The sequence below is a fragment of the Micromonospora sp. R77 genome (genome assembly GCF_022747945.1).
Lineage (GTDB): Bacteria > Actinomycetota > Actinomycetes > Mycobacteriales > Micromonosporaceae > Micromonospora.
Window position 1 is genome coordinate 891,316 of the sequence record NZ_JALDST010000001.1, and the last position, 24,961, is coordinate 916,276.

Annotated in this window: 24 protein-coding genes and 2 pseudogenes; 7 read left to right on the plus strand and 19 right to left on the minus strand. The window is 74.5% G+C overall.

Features of this window, described 5'->3' with window-relative positions:
* Nucleotides 1-61: 61 nt before the first annotated feature.
* Together MRQ36_RS03840 and MRQ36_RS03845 are read right to left on the minus strand one after the other, a co-directional pair.
* A complete protein-coding gene (locus MRQ36_RS03840) occupies nt 62-1,840 on the minus strand; it encodes an ABC transporter ATP-binding protein (protein WP_242792829.1) in 1,779 nt (592 codons plus the stop codon).
* Between the two features lie 55 nt (nt 1,841-1,895).
* A complete protein-coding gene (locus tag MRQ36_RS03845) occupies nt 1,896-3,770 on the minus strand; it encodes an ABC transporter ATP-binding protein (protein ID WP_242792831.1) in 1,875 nt (624 codons plus the stop codon).
* Nucleotides 3,771-4,063: 293 nt separating this feature from the next.
* Here MRQ36_RS03845 and MRQ36_RS03850 point away from each other — a divergent pair, with 293 nt between their 5' ends.
* The 4 genes from MRQ36_RS03850 (at nt 4,064) to MRQ36_RS03865 (ending at nt 7,706) form a co-directional block, all read left to right on the plus strand.
* Complete coding sequence (locus MRQ36_RS03850; protein ID WP_242792834.1) at nt 4,064-4,693, plus strand: TIGR03085 family metal-binding protein; 630 nt, start codon at nt 4,064-4,066, stop codon at nt 4,691-4,693.
* A 49-nt stretch (nt 4,694-4,742) separates the two neighbouring features.
* Nucleotides 4,743-5,042: a hypothetical protein gene (locus MRQ36_RS03855; protein WP_242792836.1), complete on the plus strand. Its 300-nt coding sequence runs from the start codon at nt 4,743-4,745 to the stop codon at nt 5,040-5,042.
* 14 nt (nt 5,043-5,056) lie between these two features.
* A complete protein-coding gene (locus MRQ36_RS03860) occupies nt 5,057-5,752 on the plus strand; it encodes a terpene synthase family protein (protein ID WP_242792838.1) in 696 nt (231 codons plus the stop codon).
* A gap of 127 nt (nt 5,753-5,879) precedes the next feature.
* Nucleotides 5,880-7,706 carry a long-chain fatty acid--CoA ligase gene (locus MRQ36_RS03865; protein WP_242792840.1) on the plus strand — a complete coding sequence of 609 codons (1,827 nt, stop codon included), beginning with the start codon at nt 5,880-5,882 and terminating at the stop codon, nt 7,704-7,706.
* Nucleotides 7,707-7,807: 101 nt separating this feature from the next.
* Here the strand turns inward: MRQ36_RS03865 and MRQ36_RS03870 are convergent, their stop codons facing one another.
* From MRQ36_RS03870 to MRQ36_RS03880, 3 genes are all read right to left on the minus strand, one after another.
* Nucleotides 7,808-9,124: a low temperature requirement protein A gene (locus MRQ36_RS03870; protein WP_242792842.1), complete on the minus strand. Its 1,317-nt coding sequence runs from the start codon at nt 9,122-9,124 to the stop codon at nt 7,808-7,810.
* Nucleotides 9,125-9,189: 65 nt separating this feature from the next.
* Nucleotides 9,190-10,467, minus strand: coding sequence for a low temperature requirement protein A (locus MRQ36_RS03875; protein ID WP_242792844.1), 1,278 nt, complete (start codon nt 10,465-10,467; stop codon nt 9,190-9,192).
* A 68-nt stretch (nt 10,468-10,535) separates the two neighbouring features.
* Entirely contained in the window at nt 10,536-11,993 is a 1,458-nt protein-coding gene (locus MRQ36_RS03880) for a PLP-dependent aminotransferase family protein (protein ID WP_242792846.1), read from the minus strand.
* Between the two features lie 59 nt (nt 11,994-12,052).
* Between MRQ36_RS03880 and MRQ36_RS03885 the strand changes: the two are divergent.
* Nucleotides 12,053-12,703: pseudogene (locus MRQ36_RS03885) on the plus strand (YitT family protein); the annotation flags it as partial.
* A gap of 460 nt (nt 12,704-13,163) precedes the next feature.
* A complete protein-coding gene (locus tag MRQ36_RS03890) occupies nt 13,164-13,625 on the plus strand; it encodes a hypothetical protein (protein ID WP_242792848.1) in 462 nt (153 codons plus the stop codon).
* 248 nt (nt 13,626-13,873) lie between these two features.
* On the opposite strand, the gene hisF is transcribed toward MRQ36_RS03890, so the two are convergent.
* The 12 genes from hisF to hisD all read right to left on the minus strand — a co-directional run bounded on the left by hisF (nt 13,874) and on the right by hisD (nt 22,268).
* Nucleotides 13,874-14,641 carry an imidazole glycerol phosphate synthase subunit HisF gene (gene hisF, locus MRQ36_RS03895; RefSeq protein ID WP_242792851.1) on the minus strand — a complete coding sequence of 256 codons (768 nt, stop codon included), beginning with the start codon at nt 14,639-14,641 and terminating at the stop codon, nt 13,874-13,876.
* 74 nt (nt 14,642-14,715) lie between these two features.
* Entirely contained in the window at nt 14,716-15,714 is a 999-nt protein-coding gene (locus MRQ36_RS03900) for an NADP-dependent oxidoreductase (protein ID WP_242792852.1), read from the minus strand.
* A 47-nt stretch (nt 15,715-15,761) separates the two neighbouring features.
* Nucleotides 15,762-16,193 (minus strand): organic hydroperoxide resistance protein, encoded by a 432-nt coding sequence (locus MRQ36_RS03905; RefSeq protein WP_278187802.1) that lies wholly within the window; start codon nt 16,191-16,193, stop codon nt 15,762-15,764.
* 5 nt (nt 16,194-16,198) lie between these two features.
* Nucleotides 16,199-16,645 carry a MarR family winged helix-turn-helix transcriptional regulator gene (locus MRQ36_RS03910; RefSeq protein ID WP_242792854.1) on the minus strand — a complete coding sequence of 149 codons (447 nt, stop codon included), beginning with the start codon at nt 16,643-16,645 and terminating at the stop codon, nt 16,199-16,201.
* A 204-nt stretch (nt 16,646-16,849) separates the two neighbouring features.
* Nucleotides 16,850-17,263 carry a RidA family protein gene (locus MRQ36_RS03915; protein WP_242792855.1) on the minus strand — a complete coding sequence of 138 codons (414 nt, stop codon included), beginning with the start codon at nt 17,261-17,263 and terminating at the stop codon, nt 16,850-16,852.
* Nucleotides 17,260-17,988, minus strand: coding sequence for a bifunctional 1-(5-phosphoribosyl)-5-((5-phosphoribosylamino)methylideneamino)imidazole-4-carboxamide isomerase/phosphoribosylanthranilate isomerase PriA (gene priA / locus MRQ36_RS03920; protein WP_242792862.1), 729 nt, complete (start codon nt 17,986-17,988; stop codon nt 17,260-17,262). The genes MRQ36_RS03915 and priA overlap by 4 nt, the downstream gene beginning before the upstream one ends.
* 16 nt (nt 17,989-18,004) lie before the next feature.
* A complete protein-coding gene (locus MRQ36_RS03925; RefSeq protein ID WP_242792864.1) occupies nt 18,005-18,328 on the minus strand; it encodes a hypothetical protein in 324 nt (107 codons plus the stop codon).
* A 99-nt stretch (nt 18,329-18,427) separates the two neighbouring features.
* Entirely contained in the window at nt 18,428-19,051 is a 624-nt protein-coding gene (hisH, locus tag MRQ36_RS03930; protein WP_242792878.1) for an imidazole glycerol phosphate synthase subunit HisH, read from the minus strand.
* Nucleotide 19,052: 1 nt separating this feature from the next.
* Nucleotides 19,053-19,211 (minus strand): hypothetical protein, encoded by a 159-nt coding sequence (locus tag MRQ36_RS03935; RefSeq protein WP_242792880.1) that lies wholly within the window; start codon nt 19,209-19,211, stop codon nt 19,053-19,055.
* A complete protein-coding gene (gene hisB, locus MRQ36_RS03940) occupies nt 19,211-19,822 on the minus strand; it encodes an imidazoleglycerol-phosphate dehydratase HisB (RefSeq protein ID WP_242792882.1) in 612 nt (203 codons plus the stop codon). Before hisB ends, MRQ36_RS03935 begins: the two co-directional genes overlap by 1 nt.
* Nucleotides 19,819-20,946 (minus strand): histidinol-phosphate transaminase, encoded by a 1,128-nt coding sequence (locus MRQ36_RS03945; RefSeq protein ID WP_242792884.1) that lies wholly within the window; start codon nt 20,944-20,946, stop codon nt 19,819-19,821. The genes hisB and MRQ36_RS03945 overlap by 4 nt, the downstream gene beginning before the upstream one ends.
* A complete protein-coding gene (hisD, locus tag MRQ36_RS03950) occupies nt 20,943-22,268 on the minus strand; it encodes a histidinol dehydrogenase (RefSeq protein ID WP_242792886.1) in 1,326 nt (441 codons plus the stop codon). The genes MRQ36_RS03945 and hisD overlap by 4 nt, the downstream gene beginning before the upstream one ends.
* 105 nt (nt 22,269-22,373) lie before the next feature.
* Between hisD and MRQ36_RS03955 the strand changes: the two genes are divergently transcribed.
* Nucleotides 22,374-23,078 carry an LON peptidase substrate-binding domain-containing protein gene (locus MRQ36_RS03955; RefSeq protein ID WP_242792894.1) on the plus strand — a complete coding sequence of 235 codons (705 nt, stop codon included), beginning with the start codon at nt 22,374-22,376 and terminating at the stop codon, nt 23,076-23,078.
* Here the strand turns inward: MRQ36_RS03955 and MRQ36_RS03960 are convergent.
* Both MRQ36_RS03960 and MRQ36_RS34320 read right to left on the minus strand, forming a co-directional pair.
* Nucleotides 22,993-23,828 (minus strand): annotated as a pseudogene (locus MRQ36_RS03960) (DUF2567 domain-containing protein). The gene MRQ36_RS03955 and the pseudogene MRQ36_RS03960 overlap by 86 nt on opposite strands.
* 47 nt (nt 23,829-23,875) lie before the next feature.
* Nucleotides 23,876-24,931: a MinD/ParA family protein gene (locus MRQ36_RS34320; protein WP_374249900.1), complete on the minus strand. Its 1,056-nt coding sequence runs from the start codon at nt 24,929-24,931 to the stop codon at nt 23,876-23,878.
* Between the last annotated feature and the right edge of the window lie 30 nt (nt 24,932-24,961).

Sequence of the window (24,961 nt, forward strand, 5' to 3'; positions counted from 1 at the left end):
CCGCCGGCCGGGCCGGTCCCGGGCCGACCGGCGGCCGGGTCGGTCCCGGGCCGACCGCCGGTCAGCGGGTCTGCTCCAGCCAGGAGGCGTAGAGCAGGGCGTAGACCGAATCGGGATCGCGGAGCAGCTCGTCGTGCGGGCCGCGCTGCACGATCCGGCCCCGGTCCACCACGATCACCTCGTCGGCGGCCTGCGCGGTGGAGAGCCGGTGGGCGATGGCGAGCGTGGTCCGGCCCCGGGTGACCGCGTCCAGGGTGCGCTGCAGGCGTACCTCGGTGGCCGGGTCGACGGCGCTGGTCGCCTCGTCGAGCACCAGCAGGTCCGGGTCGGCGACGTACGCCCGGGCGAGCGCCACCAACTGCCGCTCCCCCACGCTCAGCGCCTCGCCCCGCTCACCGACCGGGGTGTTCAGCCCGGACGGCAGGCCGTCCAGCCAGTCGGCCAGCCCCAGCTCGGTGAAGGCCGCGGTGAGCTGCGCGTCGGTCAGCCCGGGCCGGGCGAAGCGGACGTTCTGGCCGACCGTGGCGTCGAAGAGGAAGCCGTCCTGCGGCACCATCACCACCCGGGAGCGCAGCGACTCGAAGCGCACCTCGCGCAGCGGCACCCCGGAGAGCAGCACGTCGCCGGAGGTCGGGTCCATCAGCCGGGTGAGCAGCTTGGCGAAGGTGGTCTTGCCGCTGCCGGTCTCGCCGACCACCGCGACCCGGCTCTTCGCCGGGATCTCCAGCTCCACGTCGTGCAGCACCGGCGGGCCGCCCGGATAGGCGAAGGTGACGTGATCGAAGCGGATGTCCAGCGGGCCCGGCGGCAGTTCCCGCCCCTGCTCGCCCGGGTCGGCCACGTCGGGGGCGACGTCCAGCACGTCGAGCACCCGGCGCCAGCCGGCGATCGCGTTCTGCGCCTCGTTGAGCACCTCGGTGGCGATCTGCACCGGCTGGATGAAGAGGGTGACCAGGAACAGGAACGCGGTGAGCTGGCCGATGGAGAGGGTGCGGTCCGCCCCCAGGTTGACGCCGACCACGACCACCCCGGCCAGCGCCAGACCGGCCGCCAGCTCCCCCACCGAGCTGCCGACGATGCTGATCCGGATGGCCCGCTGCTGCGCCTGCCGCTGCGCCTCGATGGCCGTGTCCAGCCGCCGGGCGGTCCGCCCGGCGATGCCGTACGCCCGGATCACCGGCGCCCCCACCACACTCTCCCCGATGGTGCCGAGCAGGGTGCCCATCCGCTGCCGGACCACGCCGTACGCGGCGGCCAGCCGGCGCTGGAGCAGCCGGATCACCAGCAGCGCCGGGGCGAACGCGCCGAGCACCACCAGGGTCAACTGCCAGGAGTACGCCAGCATGACGGCGGTGGTCACCACCAGCTGGCCGAGGTTGACGATGAGGATCACGCCGCCCCACTGGAGGAACTGGGTGATCTGGTCGACGTCGCTGGTGACCCGGGAGACCAGCGAACCGCGCCGCTCGGACTGCTGGTGCAGCATCGACAGGTCGTGCACGTGCCGGAACGCGCGGGTGCGTACCCCGGCGAGAGCCGTTTCGCTGACCGTGAACAGCCGGCGCATCATCAGGTAACCGCAGGTGGTGGTGACCACCAGCACGGCGGCGGTGGCGACGACCGTCGACCAGACCACGCCCAGGTCGAGGCCGCCGACGATGCCGTGGTCGATGCCCCGCTGCACGGCCACCGGCACGGCCACCCGGCCGACCATGTAGACCAGCGCCAGACCGATCGTGCCGGCCAGCCCGGTCTTCAGCTCCGGGGAGAGCGCCAACCCCCGCCGCAGCGTCCGCCAGGTCGACTCGGCCGCCTGCTCCGCCTCGGTGGTGGTCGTCACCGGTCCGACCTTTCGTTCGCGGCTGCGGGGCTCCGCTCCGCTGCACTCCTCGCGCTCACCGGTCAACCTCGACTTCCAGGCCGGAGGTCAGCGGTGTGACCTCGTCGTACGGGCGGGTCTGCTCGCGCTCCTGCTCGGCCTGCTCGTAGGCGGTGACCAGGTCGGCGTAGCCGGGGACGGTGGCGAGCAGCTCGGTGTGGGTGCCCCGGGCGACCACCCGGCCGTGCTCGACGTAGATCACCTCGTCGGCGAGGGCGATGGTGGCCCGCCGGTAGGCGACCACCAGGATCGACGCGGCGGCGCCGCCCTGCGCCGGGGCGCGCAGGCCGGCCAGGATGGCCGCCTCGACGCGCGGGTCGACGGCGCTGGTGGCGTCGTCCAGCACCAGCAGGCGGGGCCGGCCGGCGAGCGCCCGGGCCAGGGTGAGCCGCTGCCGCTGGCCGCCGGAGAGCGAGGTGCCGCGCTCGCCGACCATGGTGTCCAGCCCCTCGGGCAGCGCGGCGACGAAACCGTCCGCCTCGGCCAGCCGCAGCGCCGCCCACACCTCCTCGTCGCCGACGCCGGCCCGGTCCAGGGCGATGTTGGCCCGGACCGTGTCGTCGAAGACGAACGGCACCTGGGCCACCAGCGCGATGGTCGAGGCGAGCGAGGCGGCGGTGAGGTGGCGGACGTCGACGCCGTCCAGGGTGACCGTCCCGGAGTCGGGGTCGACCAGCCGGACGGCGAGCGAGGCGATGGTGGACTTACCGGCGCCGGTCGGCCCGACCAGGGCGACGGTCTTCCCGGCCGGCACGGTGAAGCCGACCTCGCCGAGCACCTGGGCGCCGGGCAGGTGCGCCTCGGCCGGCTCGTACGAGAAGTGCACGTCGTGGAAGGCGAGCGTGGCCGGCCGCGGCTCGGCCGGGTCGAGCGTGACCTCGCCGTACGGCATCTCGCCGGTGGCGTCGAGCACCCGGCGCACCCGGTCCCAGCCGGCGACGCTGCGCGGCAGCTCGGCCAGCACCCAGCCGATGGCCCGGACCGGGAAGGCCAGCACGGTGAAGAGGAAGGCGACGCTGACCAGCTCGGTGACGGTGATCGCGCCCTGGCGCAGCCGGAACGCGCCCACCACCAGCACGGCCAGGGTGCCGAGGCTGGGCAGGGTCTCCAGCATCGGGTCGAAGACGCCGCGCAGCTTGCCGACGGCGATCAACGCGTCGCGCAGCTCACCGGCGCGGGATGCGAACCGGGCGGTCTCCTGGGACTCCCGGCCCATGGTCTTGACCACCAGCGCGCCGTCGAAGCTCTCGTGCGCGATCCCGCTGACCTCGGCCCGCAGCCGCTGCGCGCGCGCCTGGCGGGGGGCCATCCGGCGGGAGTAGACCACGTTGAGCGCGAAGAGCGCGGGGAAGACGGCCAGTCCGACCAGCGCCAGCGCCCAGTCGGTGAGGAAGAGCGAGACGACCGCGCCGACCAGCATGACCAACGTGCCGACCGCGAACGGCAGCGGCGCGATCGGGTACCAGGCGGCCTCCACGTCGGAGTTGGCGTTGGACAGCAGCGTGCCGGTGGCGTTGCGGTGGTGCCAGGCCAGCGGCAGGTCCAGGTAGCGGCGGGTGACCCGGCGGCGGTAGGCGGCCTGGAGCCGGAACTGCATGTAACCCGCGCCGAGCCGGCGGCCGAAGATGCCGACCACGCGCAGCACGCTGATCCCGAACAGCGCCGCCGCGGCGAGCGCGAGCACGCCGGCGCCGACCTGGCCGCGCTCGACGGCCGGCACCACGACGTCGCCGACCACCCGGCCGACCACGAACGCGCTGGCGATCACCATGAGGCCGAAGAGCACGCTCCCCGTCACCGCGACCGCGAAGATCCGCGGTTGTTCCCGGATGGCCCGGCCGAGCACCCGCAGCCCTCGGCCGAGGACGTCCCGACTTGTCCCGCTCGCCACGCAGTTCCCCCGCCGTAAGTCGCCGTTGTGTCCCCTCATCCTTACCGGTCGACGCCCGCTCCGCCGACCCGGAACGCGTATGTCCGCCGTCACGTCGCCGCCGCCCGTGCGCGTCGCCCACCGTCCACGGTCCACCGGCACGTCGCCCGCCGCCCACCGGGATCGTGCTCGATCCGGCACGCGGTGGTGTCGCACCGCGCCGGAGGCCACCCGATCCGGGACCGAGCGGCCTGCGAGACCGGCCCCGGGCGTCAGGGGAGGCGCGCGGGGGTGGGCGCGCCTACCATCGAGCCATGCCGCGGTACGCCCGGTCGGAGCGCGAGGCGCTCGCCGACCTGATGCTGGAACTGGGACCGGACGCGCCGACGCTCAATGACGGGTGGACGACCCGTGATCTGGCGGCGCACCTGCTCGTACGGGAGCGTCGCCCGGACGCCGCCGGGGGCATCCTGCTGCCGCCGCTGCGCCGGTACGGCGAGGCGGTGCGCCGCCGGGTGGCCGCCGGCCCGTACGCGGAGCTGGTGGCCCGGGTGCGCCGGCCGCCGGTGTGGAGTCCGCTGAGCAACCCGCTCACCGACGAGCTGGTCAACACGATGGAGTTCTTCATCCATCACGAGGACGTCCGCCGGGCCCGGCCCGGCTGGCTGCCGCGCGACCTGCCGGCGGGGTTGCAGGCGGCGCTGTGGAAGCGCACCGCGCTGCTGGCCCGGATGGCGTTGCGCCGCTTCCCGGCGGACCTGCTGGTGCAGGCGCCCGGGTACGGCGAGTTGGGCGTCGGCCGGGGCGGTGAGCGGCTGCGGGTGGTCGGGGCACCGGGCGAGCTGACGCTGTTCCTCTCCGGCCGGCAGCGGGTGGCCCGGGTGCAGCTCGACGGGCCGGGCGCGCTCGCCGAGCGGTTGCGGACCGCGGGTCTGGGCATCTGAACCGGTGGCCGAAATCGGTCGGAGGAAGAAGTGAAACATCCTCCACCCAGTGATGTATGCCGATATCGAGTGCCGTAACCTACTGCCCGCCGCCCCACCCGGGGGCGGCGTGACAGGGGGCGCCCATGCGGAGCTTCGCGGTCTCGGCGCTGCACGAACCCCCCTTCCCGGCCCGCCGCCACCCCGACACGGACCGGGTCGCCGGGAGAGCCTGGCCTGGGCCCGGGCGCTGGGCCTGGTCACCGGCGCGCAGCCGGAGCGCCGGCTGCGCCGGGCCGCCGCCGCCGAGTTGGCCGGGCGGACCTGCCCGGAGGGCCGGTCGAGCGGCTGCGGCTGCTCACCGACCTGATCGGCTGGCTGTTCGTGGTGGACGACGCGTGCGACGACGACGGTCTCGGCACCACGCCGGCCCGGCTGGGGCCGACCGTCGCGGGCCTGCTCGACGTGCTGGACCGGCCCGGCGCGCCGGGCCCGCCCCCGGCCGGGGCACTCGCCGCCGGGCTGGACGACATCTGTCGCCGGGTCCGTGCCTGCGGCTGCCCGACGCTGCTGCTGCGCCTGGTGAGCCAGCTGCGGGAATACCTGCTCGGGCTGCTCTGGGAGGCGGGTTACCGGGAGCACCACCGGGTCCCGACGGTCGCCGAGTACGTCCAGCTGCGCCGGCACACCGGCGGGGTGCGGCCGGCGTTCACCCTGACCGACCTGGCGCACGACGGGCCACCCCGGGTGGGCCGGCACGCCGAGCCGGCGCTGGTGGCCCTGGACCTGCTGGCGGCGGACCTGGTCTGCTGGTGCAACGACATCTTCTCCTTCGGCAAGGAGCACCGGGCCGGGACGGACCCGCTGAACCTGGTCACCTCGATCGCCCGGGAGTCCGCGGCCGGTGAGACGGTGGCGCTGCGGGCGGCGGCGGCCCGGTTCAACGCCGCGCTGGCCGCGTACGTGGCGGGCGACGCCGCGCTCGACGGCGACCCGGAGGCCGGCCCCTACCTGGCCACCCGGCGCAACTGGATCCGGGGCACCTACGACTGGTCGCTCCGCGCCGCCCGGTACGCCTGAGGACCGCACCACCCGTCGGGACGGGACCGACGGCACTAGCCGATGCCCGGGTGCAGGCAATACTCTTCGGTAACCGCAAAACGACGTGACCCCCGTCACGCCTCCACCCTCGAAGGCGGCTACAGCGATGGCTCTCGATGTACCGTACCGTTCCATCCCCGACATGTTCCTCAAGCGCGTCGCGGCGACCCCCGGCCGCGACGCGTTCGCCCACCCGGCCCCGGACGACTCCGGCCCGGTCTGGCTGACGTGGGAACAGGTCGGGCAGCGCGCGAAGGCGGTCGCCGCCGGACTGCACGGGCTCGGCGTCGGCCTGGAGGATCCGGTGGCGATCCTGGCCAACACCCGGCTCGACTGGGTGATCGCCGACTTCGGCATCATGTGCGCCGGCGGTGCCACCACCACCGTCTATCCGACCACCGAGCCCGAGGACGCGACCTACATCATCGCCGACTCCGGTTCCCGGGTGCTCTTCGCCGAGAACCCGGCCCAGGCGGCGAAGATCGCCGGCGCCGACCTGCCGGCGCTGACCCACGTGGTGCTCTTCGACGGCGCCCCCGACCCGGACGCGGCGGTCCCCCAACTCACCCTCGCCGAGCTGGAGGAGCGCGGGACGCGGGCGCTGGCGGCCGAGCCGGACCTGGTCGACATGCTGGTCGCCGGGGTCGGGCCGGAACACCTGGCCACGCTGATCTACACCTCGGGCACCACCGGTCGGCCCAAGGGCGTCGAGCTGCTGCACGGCGGCTGGTGCTGGGAGGGCGTCGCGCAGGCCGAGGTGGGGCTGCTGCGCGACAACGACCTGCAATACCTGTGGCTGCCGCTGTCCCACTCGTTCGGCAAGACGCTGCTCTGCGGTGCCACCCACGTCGGCCTGCCGACGTACGTCGACGGTCGGGTGGAGAAGCTGGTCGAGCTGCTGGCCGTGGTGCGGCCGACGCTGATGTGCGGCGCGCCCCGGGTCTTCGAGAAGGTCTACAACAAGGCGGTCACCACCGCCCGGGACGCCGGCGGCGCCAAGGCGAAGATCTTCGCCTGGGGCGTCCGGGTCGGCACCGAGAAGGTCGCGCTGGAGCAGGCCGGCAAGCCGGTCCCGGCCGGCCTGAAGCTGAAGTACGCGCTGGCGGAGAAGCTGGTCTTCAGCAAGCTCCAGGCCCGCCTCGGCGGACGGATCCGGGTGCTGGTCTCCGGCGCGGCCCCGCTGAGCAAGGAGATCGCCACCTTCTTCGCCGCCGCCAACCTGCCCATCTCCGAGGGGTACGGCCTCACCGAGACCAGCGCCGGCAACTTCGTCAACCGGCCGCACGCGCTGCGGATCGGCAGCGTCGGCCAGGCGATGGGCGACCTGGAGTGCCGGATCGACACCGACGGGGAGATCCTGGTCCGCGGCCGGCCGGTGATGCGTGGCTACCACAACCTGCCCGAGGAGACCGCCGCCGCGTTCACCGAGGACGGCTTCTTCCGTACCGGGGACATCGGCAGCCTCGACGACCAGGGCTTCCTGCGGATCACCGACCGGAAGAAGGACCTGGTCAAGACCTCCGGCGGGAAGTACATCGCGCCGTCGCACATCGAGGGCATGTTCAAGGCCATCTGCCCGTACACCTCGCAGGCGATCGTGATCGGACAGGCCCGCAACTACTGCACCATGCTGGTCACCCTCGACCCGGACGCGATCACCGGCTGGGCGGCCGGCGGGCCGCTGGAGGGCCGGCCGTACGCCGAGATCGTCGCCTCGCCCGAGGCGCAGGCCATGGTCGAGGAGTACGTGGCCGAGCTCAACGGCCGGCTCAACCGCTGGGAGACGATCAAGAAGGTCACCATCCTGCCCCGCGACCTGACCATCGAGCACGGCGAGGTCACCCCCTCGCTCAAGATCAAGCGCCGGGGCGTGGAGAGCAACTTCGCGGCCGAGATCGACAAGATGTACGCCGGCAGCCTCGCCGAGCTGTGACACCGCCCGACCGACGGCCGCGTCCCACTCCGGGGCGCGGCCGTCGGGGTGCCGCCGCGCCCCGGCCGGCGGTCGGGACGCCGCCGGGTGCAGCCGGCCGGTCAGAGGTGACGCTGCCGCCACCGGCTCTGGTCCGCCTCCACGGCGAGCTGCTCCTCCAGGGCGAGCTGTCGCACCTGCCGCCGCCGGCCGTCCTCGCTGAGCGTCTCGGCCACCACCGCGGCCAGGCAGAGCACCGCCAGCAGGGCCAGCGCCACCAGCTCCGGCAGCCGGGCGGCCACCGGGGCGACCAGCGCGAGCAGCAGGACGGCCAGCAGCAGCGGCCGGTGCAGGACCCGCAGCGCGCGGAGCGCGCAGCCGACCAGGCTGAGCAGATAGAGCCCGACGCCGCCGTAGAGAACCGTGATCCAGAAGCCGCCCAGCGGCACGCCCCAGGGCGGTGAGTCCGGTGCCGCCGCCTCGGCCAGCAGGTCCTTGATGCCGAGCGCGAAGAAGATGATCCCGGCGATCATCGGCAGGTGCAGCCAGGTGTAGACGTCCCGGGCCAGCCGGGCCCGGGCGGCCGGCTCGCGGGTGTGGTGCAGGACCTGCTCGACGGCGAACGCCAGGGTGTCGAAGTACGCCCACCAGAGCACCGCGGTGACCGCGATGCCGAGCACGGCGGCGACCACCACCGGGCCGGTCAGCGGCAGCCCGCTGATGAACTTCGGGCCGATCCCCAGCGCGATGATCGACTCACCGAGCGCGACCAGCACCATCAGCGCGTGCCGTTCCGCCCAGTGCCCGGCCGAGACGACCGCCCAGTACCCGCCGCCGAGCGTCATGCCGCCCCCGTACTCGACGGCCAGGGCGGCGCTCCAGAGCGCCAGCTGCAGGGCGATCGCGGTCGGCCGGTCGGCGATCCGCTGCGGCACGGTCCCGGCGGTGGCCAGCAGCGCGGTCGCGGCCACCGCCAGGGCGGCGAGCAGCAGCCACCGGCGCAGCCCGGCCGGATCGCCGCGGGCCACCCAGCCGAAGATCGCGAGTTGCCCGGCGCGGACCAGGAAGTAGCAGGTGGCGAAGGTCAGTGGGCCGTTCAGCCCGCCGGGCCGGTCCACGAACGCGCCCGGCATGCTCAGCGACAGCAGGAAGGTGGCCGCCACGGTGACGAAGCCGACCACCGGGAGGATCCCCTGGTCGGCACGGACCGCGTTGCCGAGGCCGGCGAAGCCCGTCCAGCACCACCAGAGCAGGGCCAGCACCAGCAGGCAGCGGAACAGGTTGACCGGGGTGGGGCGGCTGGCGGTGAGGCTGGTGACGGTGAGGAACGCGAAGACGAAGACCAGGTCGTAGAAGAGTTCCAGCCGGGTGGTCCGGGACCCGGCCCCACCCGGCCGCACCCCCTGCGACCACCGGGCCGCACCGCCACCGTTGCCCACCCGCGCAGTCTCCCAGCCGGACCCCCGCTGTCAGGGCGGATCGGCCCGGCCGCCGCCCGCAGGGATCAGCCCGGGTGCGCCGGCCCGGCCCCGTGCTCGGCGAGGAACTCCTCGCGCAGCGCCCGCCGGGCCGCGCCGAAGAGCACCACCTCGGTGCCGACCATCCCCACGCAGACCAGCGCGAGCAGGCCGAGGGCCGCCAGGGCCGGCAGGTGGTCGGCCACCGGCAGCAGCACCACCAGCAGCACCATCGCCGCCACCCGGGGCCAGTTGACCGAGCCCATGTTGCGCAGCCGGAAGCCGAGGTGGCCGAGGAGATAGAGGATCACCCCGCCGTAGAGGGCGAGCAGGCCCAGCCCGTGCAGCGGGTCGGCGAGGGTGTGGTGGGTGCCGTCCCCGACGTACGCCAGGACCTTCTTGAAGCCCAGCGCGAGCAGGATGATTCCGGCGACCATCGGCAGGTGCAGGTAGGTGTAGGAGTCCCGGCCCAGCGCGGCCCGTTCGGCGCCCTCGGCGCGGGCCAGCACCCGCTCCGCGGCGATCGCCACCACGTCGAAGTACGCCCACCACAGCGCGGCGGCGACCGCCACGCCGAGGAAGGAGGCCACGATGATCGGCCAGGAGATCGGCAGCGCGGTGACCCCGACGCCGATCGCGACCAGCGACTCACCGAGCGCCACGATGATGATCAGGCCGTGCCGTTCGGTCCAGTGCGCGGCCGAGAAGATCCGCCAGCCGCGCGCCCCGATCGCCATGATGCCGCCGTAGTCGATCGCCAGGGCGAGCACCCAGAGCAGGGTACGGAGCGCGACGACACGTCGCGGGTCGTCGCTGAGCTGCTGCGGCAGCAACGCGGCGGTGAAGAGCAGGGTGGCCCCGCCGAGCATCGGCCAGGTGGCGCGGGCCACCTGTCGGCGCAGGCCCTCGTCGTCCCGGGCGGCGTGCCGGTAGAGGACCAGGTGCAGCACCCGGACCACCAGGTAGCAGGCGGCGAAGACCACCGGGCCGGGCAGCCCGCCGCGCAGGTCGACGAAGGCCTCGGGAATGGTCACCGCGACGACGAACATGGTGGCCATGACCGCGAAGAGGACCACCCGCACCACGCCCTCGTCGGCCCGTACGGTGTTGCCCAGCCAGGCGTAGCAGCACCAGCTCCACCAGAGCAGGGCCAGCACCAGCAGGCCCCGCCCCAGCCCGGACCAGGTGAGGTCGCCCGCCATCAACGCGGTCACCTGGGTGAGCGCATAGACGAAGACCAGGTCGAAGAAGAGCTCCAACGAGGTGACCGTGGAGCCCTCGGTCATCACCCGCATGCGCGGCGTGCGCCGCGTCCTGTCCGTCACGGCGGACAGTCTTCCAGCCGGCGTCCGGCGGCGACTCCTCCGGTCGTCCGGCGTGCCGGTCCCACCCGTCAGGCGATGACCGACGGCTCCCGCCACTGCGGGCGGCCCGCACGGTCCAGGTCGTAGCGGACCGCGGCGAGCCGGCCGACGGCCTCCGCCAGGTCCGCCGCGGGCAGCGTGAAGGGCAGTCGCAGGAAGCGCTCCAGGGTGCCGTCCAGGCCGAACCGGGGCCCGGGTGCCAGTCGTACGCCGGTCTCCTCGGCGGCGCGGGCCAGCGCGCTGGAGATCGGCCCGTCCAGCTCGACCCAGAGGGTGACGCCGCCCCGCGGCGCGGTGACCCGCCAGTCCGGCAACCGCTGGGCCAGCGCCTCGATCAGCGCGTCGCGCTGGGTGGCGAGCTGGGTGCGGCGGGCGGCCACGATGGCCGGGGCGTCGGCCAGCAGGTGCACCGCGACGAGCTGGTCCAGCACCGGGCTGGCCATGTCGACGCCGACCCGGGCGGCGGCGAGCCGCTGCACCTGGGGGGCGGAGGCGCGTACCCAGCCGATCCGCAGGCCGCCCCAGAAGGGCTTGCTCATCCCGCCGATGCTGATCACCCGGGAGTGCCGGTCGAAGGTGGCGACCGGCGGCGGCAGCTCGGTGCCGTCCAGTGGCAGGTCGACGAAGGACTCGTCGATCACCAGGTCGGTGCCGGCGGCGTGGGCCGCGCCGACCAGCCGCTCGCGCAGCTCGGTGGGCATCAGGTGACCGGTCGGGTTCTGGAACTCGGGGATCAGGTAGGCCAGCTTCGGCCGGCCCTGCCGGATGCTGCCCAGCAGCAGGTCGGCGTCCCAGCCGGTGCCGTCGGCGGCCAGGCCGTGGGTGGTGACCCGGGCCCGGCGGGCGGCGAGCGCCGCCAGGGCGTTGGGGTACGTCGGCGACTCGACCAGCACGCCGCCGCCGGGCGACAGCGCCAGGCGCAGCACCAGGTCCAAGGCGTGCTGGGTGCCGCTGGTCACCATGATCTGCTCGGGACTGGTCGGCAACCCCCGGGCCGTGTACGACCGGGCCACCGCCTCGCGCAGCTCGATGATCCCGGTCGGGTGGTAGCCGGCCCCGCCCAGGTAGCGCGGCAGGTCCTCGATGGCGGCCCGGGCGGCCGGGACGAGTTGCGGCGGGGCGGCCAGCGCGGCGACCCCGAGGTCGATCATGTCCCGGTCGTCCTGCGGGGTCCAGAGGCCGGTGCTGGCCATCCGGTGGTTGCCGGGCAGCATCGTCCAGCTGCCGGCGCCCCGCCGGCTGGCCAGGTGGCCGCTCTCCCGCAGCTCCCGGTACGCAGCGGTGACCGTGGTCCGGCTGATCCGCAGCGCCTCCGCCAGCTCCCGCTCGGCCGGCAGGCGTACCCCCAGCGGGAGCCGGCCGTCGGCGAGCAGCCCCCGGACCGCGGCCGCGAGCGCGGCGTAGTCCGGGCTGCGCCGCCGGCCGGGCAGGGCGTGCCACTGGCCGAGCAGCCGCGCCAGTTGAGCGCCACGCACCTGGCTCGTCATGGCCACCCCTCCGGAATTGGCTTTAAGTATCGCTGAGATTGGCACCTAGGGTGGCACGCATGGCACCGATTGGCAATCTCCGGTACCGGCCAGTCCGCCGGTTGACCCAGCTCTACACCGGCCTCGCTCTCTACGGCGTCAGCATGGCGCTGATGATCCGCTCCGGGCTCGGCCTCGACCCGTGGGACGTGTTCCACCAGGGGCTGGCCCGGCAGACCGGGCTGTCCTTCGGCACCGTCACCATCGCCGTCGGCGCCGTCGTGCTGCTGCTCTGGATCCCGCTGCGCCAACGCCCGGGGCTCGGCACGATCAGCAACGTCCTGGTGATCGGCCTGGTGGTCGACGCCACCCTGGCCCTGCTGCCGGCCGGCGGGCCGTGGCCGCTGCGGGCCGGGCTGCTGGTCGTCGGCATCGTCGCCAACGGCGCCGCCACCGGGCTCTACCTCGGTGCCCGCCTCGGCCCCGGCCCCCGCGACGGCCTGATGACCGGCTACGTGGCCCGCCGCCCCGGCCGCTCGGTACGCCTCGTCCGTACCGTCATCGAGGTCACCGTGCTGGCGCTCGGCTGGCTGCTCGGCGGCACCGTCGGCCTCGGCACGGTCGTGTACGCGCTCACCATCGGGCCGCTGGCCCAGTTCTTCATCCCGCTCTTCGCGGTGCCGCCGCGCCCGAGCCGGAGCCGGAGCCGGAGCCGACCGCGCTCCGCCCCACCGCCGGGGCCACCGAGACCGCCTGACGCCCGGCCACCCGGCCGCCCCGCCGCCTGCCGACCGCGCCCCTGTCCAGGGCCCGGCCACCGAGACCACCCGGCCCTGACTACCCGGCCGCCTCGCCGCCTGCCGACCGCGCTCCTGCCCACCCCCGCCCGCCGTGACCGCCCACCGGCCCACCAGATCGTGCTCGATCCTGGAGGTAGTGGCCTCCGCCGGCCGAGGAGGCCACTACCTCCAGGATCGAGTGCCGGGCCGGGCGGATCGCGCGGGCGGGGAGCGGCCGGGAGGGGTGGGGCGGTCCGGCGCGGGCGCGGTCGGTCGGGGTGGGCGGGGATGGTGACCGTGGGCGTGCCGGCCGCCACCGACCGGGATCGGCCCCACGGGCCGTGAGCTGCGGTGACGCCTGATCGCAAAAGTAGGTGTTTTCTCTGCGGCCGGGGGCGGGCATCATTCGTGCATGGGGGAGAACGGATGGCGCCGCACCGACGCCTGGATCTTCGTCTCACTGGTCATCGCGAGCGGTGCCGGACGGCACCGCCGGGCGGCCTCGACCCGGCGCCCCGAGGGGGTGCGGCTGACTGACGTGCTCTCCACCGCCGACCACCTCAACCGGAGCATCCCCGAACGGCACGAGGTGGAGACCGCCGTGCGGCGCCTCGTCGGCGCCGGTCTGGTCAGCGTCTCCGACGGCTGGTTCCGGATCACCCCGGAGGGCGAACAGCTCTGGCGCAGCCGGCCGAGCGCCGGCCTGGCAACCACCGTGGACACCGTGCAGGGGGTGCTCAGCCGCCGGCACGAGCCGGGCACCGCCGAGTGGAGCCTCGCCGAGGACGACCACGCCGCCGCCGTGCAGGAGTACGTGGTCCGGTCGATCCCGTCCCCGCGCCGCTCCCCCGAGGGCCAATCCGGCCGCGACTGACCCGCCCCGGCGGTCCTTCTGCGGGGCCGGGCCCTGAGGCCGGACGCCGAAACCGCCTGCTGGGCCCCGATCCCGAACGACCGGCCCGCCTTGTCACCCTTGGTGCCGGGCAGTCGGACGAGACGGCGGACGCCCAACCAGCCCCCGGTCGGGTTCTGGGGCGTCGACGGACTGGCGGGCCCCCGATACCTGGCGACCGGACCGCCCGCCGGGGCGGTCCTGGTGCCGGGCGGTCGGCCGGGCCGGTGTCAGCGAACGGGGTGGCCGGCGACGCGCAGGGCGTCCTTGACCTCGCCCACGGTCAGCTCGCCGAAGTGGAAGACGCTCGCCGCCAGCACCGCGTCCGCGCCCGCGCCGATCGCCGGTGGGAAGTGCGCCACCTGACCGGCGCCGCCGCTGGCGATCACCGGCACGTCGACCACCGCGCGGACCGCCTCGATCAGCGCCAGGTCGAAGCCGGCCTTGGTGCCGTCCGCGTCCATCGAGTTGAGCAGGATCTCCCCCGCGCCCAGCTCGGCGCCGCGCGCCGCCCACTCGACGGCGTCGATGCCGGTGCCCCGGCGACCGCCGTGGGTGGTCACCTCGAAGCCGCTCGGCGTGGTGCCGGCCGGGGCCCGTCGTACGTCGAGGGAGAGGACGAGAACCTGCCGGCCGAACCGGTCGGCGATCTCGGCGATCAGCTCCGGGCGGGCGATCGCGGCGGTGTTCACCCCGACCTTGTCCGCCCCGGCGCGCAGCAGCGTGTCGACGTCGGCCACCTGGCGGACGCCGCCACCGACGGTGAGCGGGATGAAGACCGACTCGGCGGTGCGGCGGACCACGTCGAGCATGGTGCCGCGGTCGCTGGAGGAGGCGGTGACGTCGAGGAAGGTCAGCTCGTCGGCGCCGGCCCGGTCGTACGCCGCCGCCAGCTCCACCGGGTCACCGGCGTCCCGCAGGTCGAGGAAGTTGACCCCCTTGACCACGCGCCCGGCGTCCACGTCCAGACACGGGATCACCCGTACCGCCACCGTCATGCCGCGAGCCTATCCAACGCCGACGCGGCGGTGACCGACCTGTGAGGCCGGCCACCGCCGCGGCGGGTGGATGGTCAGACGCGGACGAGCATCTTGCCCAGGTTCTCGCCGCGCAGCAGGCCCAGGAACGCCTCCGGGGCGTTCTCGATGCCGTCGATCACGGTCTCGTCGTACGACAGCTTGCCGTCGCGCAGCCAGCCGGCCATGTCGGCGACGAACTGGTCGCGCAGGTGGCCGTGGTCGCCGACCAGGAAGCCGCGCAGGGTGAGCCGCTTGCCGATGACCAGCGCCAGGTTGCGCGGCGCGGCCGGCGGCTCGGTGGAGTTGTACTGCGCGATCATGCCGCAGATGGCGGCCCGGCCGTGCAGGTTCATCGCCCCGATGGCGGCCTCCAGGTGCTCACCGCCGACGTTGTCGAAGTAGACGTCGACGCCGTCCGGTGCGGCGGCCTTCAGCGAGTCCTTCACGGGGCCGTCGTGGTAGTCGAAGGCGGCGTCGAAGCCGAGCCCCTCCAGCCGCTCCACCTTGGCCTTGGAGCCGGCGCTGCCGACCACCCGGGCCGCGCCCCTGAGCTTGGCGATCTGGCCGACCATGCTGCCGACCGCGCCGGCCGCGCCGGAGACGAAGACCGTCTCCCCGGGCTTCATCGCGGCCACGTCGAGCAGCCCGGCGTACGCGGTGAGGCCGGTCATGCCGAGCACGCTCAGGTAGGCGCTCACCGGGGCGAGGGTCGGGTCGACCTTGCGGGCGGCCTTGGCGTCGACCAGCGCGTACTCGCGCCAGCCGAGGCCGTGCAGCACGGTGTCGCCGACGGCGATCCCGTCCGCCTCGCTCGCCACCACCTCGCCGATCGCGCCGCCGTCGAGCGGGGCGTCGAGCGCGAACGGCGGCACGTACGACTTCACGTCGTTCATCCGGCCCCGCATGTACGGGTCGACCGACATGAACTGGTTGCGGACCACGATCTGGCCGGGGCCCGGGGTGGGCACCTCGGTCTCCACGAGGCGGAAGTTGTCGGCGGTGGGCCAGCCCTGCGGGCGGGAGGCCAGGTGGATCTCACGGTTGGTGCTCATGCGCTGTCGTCCTTTCGTACGCGATGGTCGGGGTCGGTGGGCGGCGGTCAGGCCGCGGCGGCCTCGCGGACGGTGAGGGCGACCTCGATGTTGCCACGGGTCGCGTTGGAGTAGGGGCAGACCTGGTGAGCCTGGGCCACCAGCTGCTCGGCGGCGGCGCGTTCGATCCCCGGCAGGTCCACCACGAGGGCGACGGTCAGGCCGAAGCCGCCGCTGCCGTTCGGCCCGATGCCGACCTGCGCGTCGACGACGGAGCCGGTGACGTCGGCCTTGGCCTTGCGGGCCACCAGCCGCAGCGCGGAGTGGAAGCAGGCCGCGTAGCCGGCGGCGAAGAGCTGCTCCGGGTTGGCCGCGCCACCCGTGCCGCCCATCTCCTTCGGGATCGCCAGGTCCAGGTCGAGGGTGCCGTCGGAGGTGCGGACGTGCCCGTCCCGGCCGTCGCCGGTGGCCTGCGCGGACGCGGTGTAGAGGACCTGCATGGTGGTCACTGCTCCTTCTGTCGGTGGATCGTCTCGGTGACCCGGGTGAGGGTGTCGCGCAGGCCGACCAGCTCGGTCTCGGTGAGGCCGGTGGCGCGGGCGACCCGCAGCGGCACCTCGTCCATCCGCTGCCGCAGGGCGGCACCGTCGGCGGTGAGCCCCACCTCCACCCGTCGCTCGTCGCGCGCGGCGCGGGTCCGGACCACCAGGCCCGCCGCCTCCAGCCGCTTGAGCAGCGGGGAGAGCGTGCCGGAGTCCAGCCGCAGCGCGGCACCCAGCTCGGAGACCGAGGGGGCGTCGTCGCCGCGCTCCCAGAGCACCAGCAGCACCAGGTACTGCGGGTAGGTCAGGCCGAACTCGTCGAGGATGGGCCGGTAGACGTCGGTGACGGCGCGCGACGCCGCATAGAGGGCGAAGCACACCTGCCGCCGCAGCACCAGATCATCGGTCACGTCCAAAACCGTAGCGCGCGATTAAGTTGTGCACAACCGACCGGGCCCACGATGTGGCCGCACCCACATCCCCGACATGACCCATCGCCAGCGACCCAGGGCGTCCGATGATCCACACAAATTCACGGAAAGAGTGGCCACTCCTCATGGAATGGCCACTCTTTCCGTGAAAAAGGCCGCCGAGCGCGAAGCGGGGTGGGGTGGTCAGGGGGCGGGGAGCCAGGCTTCCAACTCGACCTCGACCAGGTGCTCCGGGTCGAGCAGGCCGGCCACCACCACCATGGTCGCCGCCGGGCGGACCGCGCCGAACACGGCGTTGTGCGCCCGGCCCACCTCGTCGGCGTACAACCGGTCGGTCACGTACATCCGGGTGCGGACCACGTCGGTGGGCTCCGCGCCCACCTCGGCGAGGGCGGCCAGGCCGATCCGCAACGCCTGCGCGGTCTGCGCCGCGGCGTCCCCGACGTGCACCACCCGGCCGTCGACCGTCGACGTGCACCCCGCCGTCCAAGCCAACTGACCGGCCCGGACCACCCGCGAGTAGCCGTACAGCGCCTCCCACGGGCCGCCCGAGCCGAGCCGGGTGACGACCCCGTCGTCCCCCGCCACCGTCGTCACGAGGCGGTCCGCAACGTCTCCAGCGCCTCGGCCACGGTGAACGCGCCGGCGTAGAGCGCCTTTCCGGCGATCACACCCTCCACGCCGAGCGGCTCCAGGGTCGCCAGGGCGCGCAGGTCGTCCAGCGTCGAGACGCCCCCCGAGGCGATCACCGGGGCGGAGGTCCGGGCACAGACCTCGCGCAGCAGGTCCAGGTTCGGCCCGCGCATCGTGCCGTCCTTGGTGATGTCGGTCACCACGTAGCGGGTGGCGCCCGCCTTGTCCAGGCGCTCCAGCACCTCGAACAGGTCACCGCCGTCGCGGGTCCAGCCGCGCGCCGACAGGGTACGACCGCGCACGTCCAGGCCGATCGCCACCCGGTCGCCGTACTCGCCGCAGACCCGGTCGCACCACTCCGGGTTCTCCAGCGCGGCGGTGCCGATGTTCACCCGCGCCGCCCCGGTGCCCAGCGCGGCGTGCAGCGACTCGTCGTCCCGGATGCCGCCGGAGAGCTCCACCTTCACGTCGAGCCGGCGGACCACCTCGGCGAGCAGGTGCGCGTTCGTGCCCCGGCCGAACGCGGCGTCCAGGTCCACCAGGTGGATCCACTCCGCCCCGTCGGACTGCCACGCCAGCGCGGCCTCCACCGGGTCGCCGTACCCGGTCTCGCTGCCGGCGGCGCCCTGCACCAGTCGGACGGCCTGACCGTCGGCGACGTCCACGGCGGGCAACAGGGTGAGGCTCACAGGTCTTCTCCTCGCATCAGGTACGACGGTCCAGGGCGATCACCACGATCGCCGGCAGGACCAGCAGCAACAACACGACCAACGCCAACCGCAGCGCCAGGTCGTCGACGAAACTCCAGATACCGACCAGCGCCGCCCCGGTGAACAGCACGATCGCCGCCCGCTCCCGGCGGGTGTGCCGGGCCAGCCGGCCGTTCCGGCCGCGCCGCAGCTTCGGCGTCAACCGGCGTACGACGGCCCGCCGTCGCTCCCGACGGGCCACCCGGCGGCGGCGGACGGCGCGCTCCCGCTCCAGCTCGGCCTGGCGGGCCTCGCGGCGGCGGGCCCGCTCCTTGCTCACCGCGCGCCCACAGCCCGGCGCCCGGCTCGCCGCACCGGCCCGCTCCGCGCGCGCTCGCCGAGCGGCCCCGGGCCCGCGCCCCCGGCGCGCTCCGACCGCTCACAGGCCGGCGAGCCAGTTGCGCAGCAGCGTGGCGCCGGTGTCGGCGGACTTCTCCGGGTGGAACTGGGCCGCCGACAGCGGCCCCCGCTCCACGGCGGCCACGAAGTCGGTCCCGTGGTGGGCGGTGGTCACCCGGGCGCCCGCCGCGACGAGCCCGGCCACGTCGTTCACGCCGTAGGAGTGGACGAAGTAGAAGCGGCTGTCGGCGGGCAGCCCGGCGAAGAGCACCGAGCCGGCCGGCGCCTCGACGGTGTTCCAGCCCATGTGCGGCAGCCGCCGGGCGGGCAGCTTCGTCACCCCGCCGGGCAGCAGCCCGAGCCCCTTGGTCACCACGCCGTGCTCGTCACCGTGCGCGAAGAGCACCTGCATGCCGACGCAGATGCCGAGCACCGGCCGGCCGTCGGCCACCCGCTCGGCGATGACCGGACCGGCGCCCAGCGCCTCGATCCCCGCCATGCAGGCGGCGAACGCGCCCACGCCCGGCACCACCAGGCCCTCCGCCTCGGCGGCGGCGGCCAGATCGTCGGTCACCGTGACGTCCGCGCCGACCCGCTCCAGGGCACGCTCCGCCGAGCGCAGGTTGCCCGACCCGTAGTCGAGCACCACGATCCGCTTGGCCATCTCATCCCCTCCCGGGCAGCAGCCAGAGCAGGCCGCCGACGGTGGCCAGGACGGCCAGCACTCCGGCGATCACCACCGCGACGCGGGGCGCGCCCTGCTTGTGCAGGGACCACGCCCCACCCACCAGGACGCCGCCCACGATCAGCAGCACCGTACCCATCAGAGGGCGCCCTTGGTGCTGGGGATCGCGCCCGCGTTGCGGGGGTCGATCGAGGTGGCCTCGCGCAGGGCGCGGGAGACGGCCTTGAACTGGGCCTCCACCACGTGGTGGGCGTCGGGGTGGCCGCCGGGGCGGGCCGCCCGCAGCACGTCCACGTGCAGCGTGATCCGGGCCGCCTGACCGAAGGACTCCCAGATGTGCCGGGTCATGCTGGTCGGATAGACCGGACCGATGTACGGCGCGAGCGCCGGCTCGTCGTGCACCACGTACGGCCGCCCGGAGAGGTCGACGGCGGCCCGGACCAGCACCTCGTCCATCGGGACGGTGGCCGAGCCGTACCGCCGGATGCCGGCCTTGTCGCCCAGCGCCTGGTCGAACGCGGCGCCCAGCGCGAGCGCGGTGTCCTCCATCGTGTGGTGCGCGTCGATCTCCAGGTCACCCACGGTGCGGACGGTCAGGTCGAAGCCGCCGTGCCGGGCGATCTGGTGGAGCATGTGGTCGTAGAAGCCGACGCCGGTGGTGATCTCGGCCTGGCCCGTGCCGTCGAGGTCGATCTCGACGAGGACCTTGGTCTCCTTGGTGATCCGCTCCACCCGGGCGGTCCGACTCATGAGAGCTTCTCCATTGCAGAAAGGAAGGCGTCGGTCTCGGTGGGGGTGCCGGCGGTGACCCGCAGCCAGCCGGGCAGGCCGACGTCGCGGACCAGCACCCCGTGCTCCAGCAGGGTGCGCCAGGCGGCGGCCTGGTCGCCGGCTCCGGGTCCGGGCACGGCGTCAGACGCGCCGCGCCGGAGTTGTCGGTCGCCGGCGACCTGGAAGAGCACGAAGTTGGCGTCGCTGTCGGCCACCCGGTGGCCCCGGGCGCGCAGCTCGGCGACGATCCGGTCGCGCTGCTGCATGATCGCGGCGACCGTGCCGAGCAGGTCGTCCCGGTGGGCCAGCGCCGCGCGGGCGGCGGCCTGGGTGAGCGCGGAGAGGTGGTAGGGCAGCCGGACGAGCTGCACCGCCGCCACCACCGCCGGGTCGGCCGCCAGATAGCCCAGCCGGCCACCGGCGAAGCCGAACGCCTTGCTCATCGTCCGGGTGACCACCAGCCGCGGGTGGCCGGGGAGCACTGCCAGGGCGCTGACCGTGCCGGGCCGGGCGAACTCGGCGTACGCCTCGTCGACGACCACCATGCCGGGCGCCTCGTCGAGCACGGCGGCGACCACGGCCGGGTCCAGCGCCGTGCCGGTGGGGTTGTTCGGCGAGCAGAGAAAGACCACGTCGGGCCGGTGCTCGCGGACCTGGGCCACCGCCTCGTCGGCGGTCAGCCCGAAGTCGACGCCGCGCCGGGCGGGGATCCAGCCGGTGCCGGTGCCGAGCGCCAGCAGCGGGTGCATCGAGTACGCCGGGACGAAGCCGAGCGCGGTGCGCCCCGGGCCGCCGAACGCCTGGAGCAGCTGCTGCTGGATCTCGTTGGAGCCGTTGGCCGCCCACACCTGGTCGACGGTGAGCCCGTGCCCCAGATAGGCGGCCAGGTCGGCGCGGAGCGCCACGGCGTCCCGGTCCGGATAGCGGTTGAGGTCGCGCAGCTCGGCCGCGAGGGCCTTGCCGATGGCGTCCACCACCGGCTCGGGCACCGGGTAGGAGTTCTCGTTGGTGTTCAGCCGTACCGCCACGTCGAGCTGCGGCGCCCCGTACGGCGTGAGGCCGCGCAGGTCGTCGCGGAGCGGCAGGTCGTCCATCGTGGTCACGGGGTCCCCTCCCCCGCGAAGCGGACGCTGACCGCCTGGCCGTGCGCCGGCAGGTCCTCCACGGTCGCCAGGGTGACCACGTGCGGCGCGACGTCGCGCAGCGCGTCCTGGGTGTATTCGACCAGGTGGACGCCGCGCAGGAAGGACTGCACGGAGAGCCCCGAGGAGTGCCGGGCGCAGCCGCCGGTGGGCAGCACGTGGTTGGAGCCGGCGCAGTAGTCGCCCAGCGACACCGGCGACCAGGCGCCGACGAAGATCGCCCCGGCGTTGCGCACCCGCAGCGCCCAGTCCCGGGCGTCCACGGTCTGGATCTCCAGGTGCTCGGCCGCGTACGCGTCGACCACCCGCAGCCCGGCCTCGAGGTCGTCGACGAGCACGATGCCGCTCTGCTCGCCGGTGAGCGCGGTGGTGACCCGCTCGACGTGCCTGGTGGCCGGCACCTGCCGGGCCAGTTCCCGCTCGACCGCGTCGGCCAGGGCCACCGACGGGGTGACCAGCACGCTGGCCGCGAGCGGGTCGTGCTCGGCCTGGCTGATCAGGTCGGCGGCGACGTGCGCCGGGTCGGCGGTGTCGTCGGCCAGGATGGCGATCTCGGTCGGGCCGGCCTCGGCGTCGATGCCGACCACGCCGCGCAGCAGCCGCTTGGCGGCGGTGACCCAGATGTTGCCCGGGCCGGTGATCATGTCGACCGGGTCGCAGCGGTCGACGCCGTCGGGGTCGACGGTCGACCCGTACGCCAGCATCGCGACCGCCTGGGCACCGCCGACGGCGTAGACCTCGTCGACACCGAGCAGCGCGCACGCGGCGAGGACCCGCTGGTCGGGCAGGCCGCCGTTCTCCTGCTGCGGCGGGCTGACCACGACCAGGGAGCGGACGCCGGCCGCCTGGGCGGGCACCACGTTCATCACCACGGTCGACGGATACATCGCCAGACCACCGGGGACGTAGAGGCCGACCCGGTCGACCGGCACCCAGCGCTCGGTGACCGTGCCACCGGGCACGACCTGGGTGGTGTGGTCGGTGCGCCGCTGGTCGGCGTGCACCTTGCGGGCCCGGGTGATCGACTCCAGCAGCGCGGCGCGGACCTGCGGGTCCAGGGTCCCCTCGGCCTCCTTGATCGCGTCGGCCGGCACCCGCAGGTGCTCCGGGGAGATGCCGTCGAACCGCTCGCTGGCCTCGCGGATCGCCGGGTAACCATGCTCCCGGACCGCCTCCACGAGGGGACGGATCCTCTCGACCGCCACGGAGACGTCGAGCTGGGCACGGGGCAGCAGGCGGCGCGGGTCGCGCTCGCCGCCGCGCAGGTCGATCCGAGTCAACACCCCTGCGAGTCTAGGCGGCCCGCTCCGGGGCGACCCGCGCCGCCCGGGAGGCGGGACGGTGAGCCGGGACACGCCGTCGTGGCGAGATCGGGCTAGGCTCGTTCCGTGACTGTGCGGCTGCCGGTGTTCCCGCTCGGAACGGTGCTCTTCCCGGGACTGGTGCTGCCGCTGCACATCTTCGAGGAGCGCTACCGCGAACTGGTGCGCCACCTGCTCGCCCGACCCGAGGGGGCGCCCCGCGAGTTCGGCGTGGTGGCCATCCGGGCCGGCTGGGAGGTGGCCGCGGCCGGGCCGCCGGAGCGACCGGGGCTGGGCGGCGGCGAGGTGACCCTGCACGAGGTGGGGTGCACCGCCGAGCTGCGGCAGGTCACCGAGCTGGACGACGGCGGGTTCGACATCGTCACGGTGGGGCGGCGCCGGTTCCGGGTGGTCGAGGTCGACGACTCCGCCGCGCCCTACCTGACCGCCGAGGTGGAGTGGCTGCCCGAGTCGACCGGGCCGGACGAGGTGGCCGACCTGCTCGCCGCCCGGGTGATCTCGGTCTTCCGGCAATATCTCGGGCTGATCCGGCCCGACCCGGAGGAGGTCTCCGAGCAGCTGCCGGAGGATCCCACGGTGCTGTCGCACCTGGTCGCCGCGACGGCCGCGCTGACCGTCGCGGACCGGCAGCGGCTGCTCGCCGTCGACGACACCGCCGGCCGGCTCCGGGCCGAGCTACGGCTGCTCAACCGCGAGGCGGCGCTGCTGCGTCAGGTCCGGGCGGTTCCGGTGCCGCTGACCGAGCTGGCCGGTCCGCCGGCCCCCAACTGACCTCGCCGGCACCGAGCCCACCCGCACCGAGCCCGCCGGCACCGAGCCCAACCGCCTCGACCGGCGGCCAGGCCGCGTCGAGATCGGGCTCCGGCCGCAGCGACGGCCACCGGGACCAGCCGGCCAGCAGGGTGTACGTCACCGCCACGCCGAAGGCCGGCAGCAGCAGGTTGCCGTGCGGCACCGGCAGCACGCCGAGGAGCCAGTCCACGCCGCCGGCCCGCAGGTCGGCCGGCTTGGTGAAGGCCCGCCCGTCCGGCGCGGTCTCCAGCAGCCGGTGGTACGTCGCGAGCCCGATCCGCCGACCCAACTGCCAGGCGACCACCGCCGCGCCGAGTGCGCCCAGGACCCCGGCGACCAGCCAGACCGGGCCCCGCCGGCGACGCAGCAGGAACCACAGGGCGAGCCCGGCGAGCACCCCGAAACCGAGCCCGAGCAGGCTGAACCACCCGTCGGCGGCGATCGGCTGCTCCGGCTGGGTGGTGCCGTAGATCGCCCCCTCGGGGGTCTTCACCACCGGGGTGTCCGGGGCGACGGCCGCCCAGAGCAGCCCCCAGCGGCGCGCCCAGCACGGTCAGCAGCAGCGCGACGCCCACGGCGAGCCCGAGCGCCCGGCGTATCCCCCGGGCGGGCCGCGCGGGTGACCGGGGTGGCGTACGGCGGGGGCGGCGGGGCGTCGCCGCGCGGCGGCTCGGCGGGCCCGCCGGGCTGGTCGGCGGGACGCTCGGGGTCGGAGGTGTCCGGGCTCACCCGATGATCCTCTCAGGCCGGGCGGCGGCGCGGGGTGCCGGTGCCGGTCACCGGGCGAACGGCTCCAGCATCACCGCGGCGGCCTTCAGCCACGCCGCCCGGGTCTCCGGCTGGAGCTGGTGGTACTCGATCGACGAACCGGTCTCCAGCGCCGCGTCGTACGGCACCACGGCCACGGCGCGGGTCCGGGTGGCGAAGTGCCGCTCCAGGTCGTCCTGGAGCGACGAGCGGCCCGGCGTCGGGCAGGAGATCAGGGTGACCGCGTTGTCGGCCAGCTCCCCCATCCCCACCTCGTGCAGCAGGTCGAGCATCCAGTCGGCGCTGAACGCGGCGTCCTCGCGGGGCACGGTGGTGACCACGAGCTGGTCGGCGGCCTGCATCACGGTGCGCCAGTTCGGGCTCTCCACGTTGTTGCCGGTGTCCACGCAGACCACGTCGTGGGTACGCCGCAGCAGCTCCAGCACCCGCTTGACGGTGAACTGGTCCAGCCGCTGCGCGAAGCGCGGGCTCTCCTCCCCAGCCAGCACGTCGTACGAGCCGTCGGAGGCGTGCCGCAGGTAGTCGTCGAGGTGCTCCAGCAGGGGTGCGCCCTCCAGGATCTCGATCTGCGCGAGGTCGGAGATCAGGTGCCGGATGGTCCGGGCGTGCCGGGCGCTGCCGGCGCGCAGCCCGAGGGTGCCGCGCAGCTCGTTGTCGTCCCAGGCGAGCACGCCCCGCCCGCGCACGCTGCCCACCGTGGCGGCGGCCAGCACGGTGGCGGTGGTCTTGTGCACGCCGCCCTTCGGGTTGGCGAAGGCGAGCACCCGTGGGGTGCCCAGCTCCCGGCGGAGCACCCCGGCGGCCCGCTCCTGCTCGGTCTCCGGGGCCGGCGCCTCGCCACTCCACCCGGGCCGGCTCGCTGCGCACCGGATAGCCGTCGGAGATCGCCGGTGGTTGGACGCCGGCACCGGCTCCACGGCCGGCCGGTACGTCGGGACGGGCTCCGCCGCCGGGAGCGCGGGCTCCGCCGCCGGATAGCTCGGTGGCCGGTAGCCGCTGTCGAGCAGCGGGGCGTAGCGGGACTCCGGGGGCGGTGCCTCGTGCCGGTAGCCGTTGTCCAGCACCGCGTAGCGGGACTCGACGGAGGCGGTGCC

Coding starts and splice junctions, on each gene's coding strand:
- MRQ36_RS03890 (WP_242792848.1), top strand. CDS start 13,164: ATGGGGGAGAACGGATGGCGCCGCACCGACGCCTGGATCTTCGTCTCA.
- hisH (WP_242792878.1), bottom strand. CDS start 19,051: ATGGCCAAGCGGATCGTGGTGCTCGACTACGGGTCGGGCAACCTGCGC.
- MRQ36_RS03850 (WP_242792834.1), top strand. CDS start 4,064: ATGCCGCGGTACGCCCGGTCGGAGCGCGAGGCGCTCGCCGACCTGATG.
- MRQ36_RS03900 (WP_242792852.1), bottom strand. CDS start 15,714: ATGAGCACCAACCGTGAGATCCACCTGGCCTCCCGCCCGCAGGGCTGG.
- hisF (WP_242792851.1), bottom strand. CDS start 14,641: ATGACGGTGGCGGTACGGGTGATCCCGTGTCTGGACGTGGACGCCGGG.
- MRQ36_RS03905 (WP_278187802.1), bottom strand. CDS start 16,193: ATGCAGGTCCTCTACACCGCGTCCGCGCAGGCCACCGGCGACGGCCGG.
- MRQ36_RS03880 (WP_242792846.1), bottom strand. CDS start 11,993: ATGACGAGCCAGGTGCGTGGCGCTCAACTGGCGCGGCTGCTCGGCCAG.
- MRQ36_RS03865 (WP_242792840.1), top strand. CDS start 5,880: ATGGCTCTCGATGTACCGTACCGTTCCATCCCCGACATGTTCCTCAAG.
- hisB (WP_242792882.1), bottom strand. CDS start 19,822: ATGAGTCGGACCGCCCGGGTGGAGCGGATCACCAAGGAGACCAAGGTC.
- MRQ36_RS03935 (WP_242792880.1), bottom strand. CDS start 19,211: ATGGGTACGGTGCTGCTGATCGTGGGCGGCGTCCTGGTGGGTGGGGCG.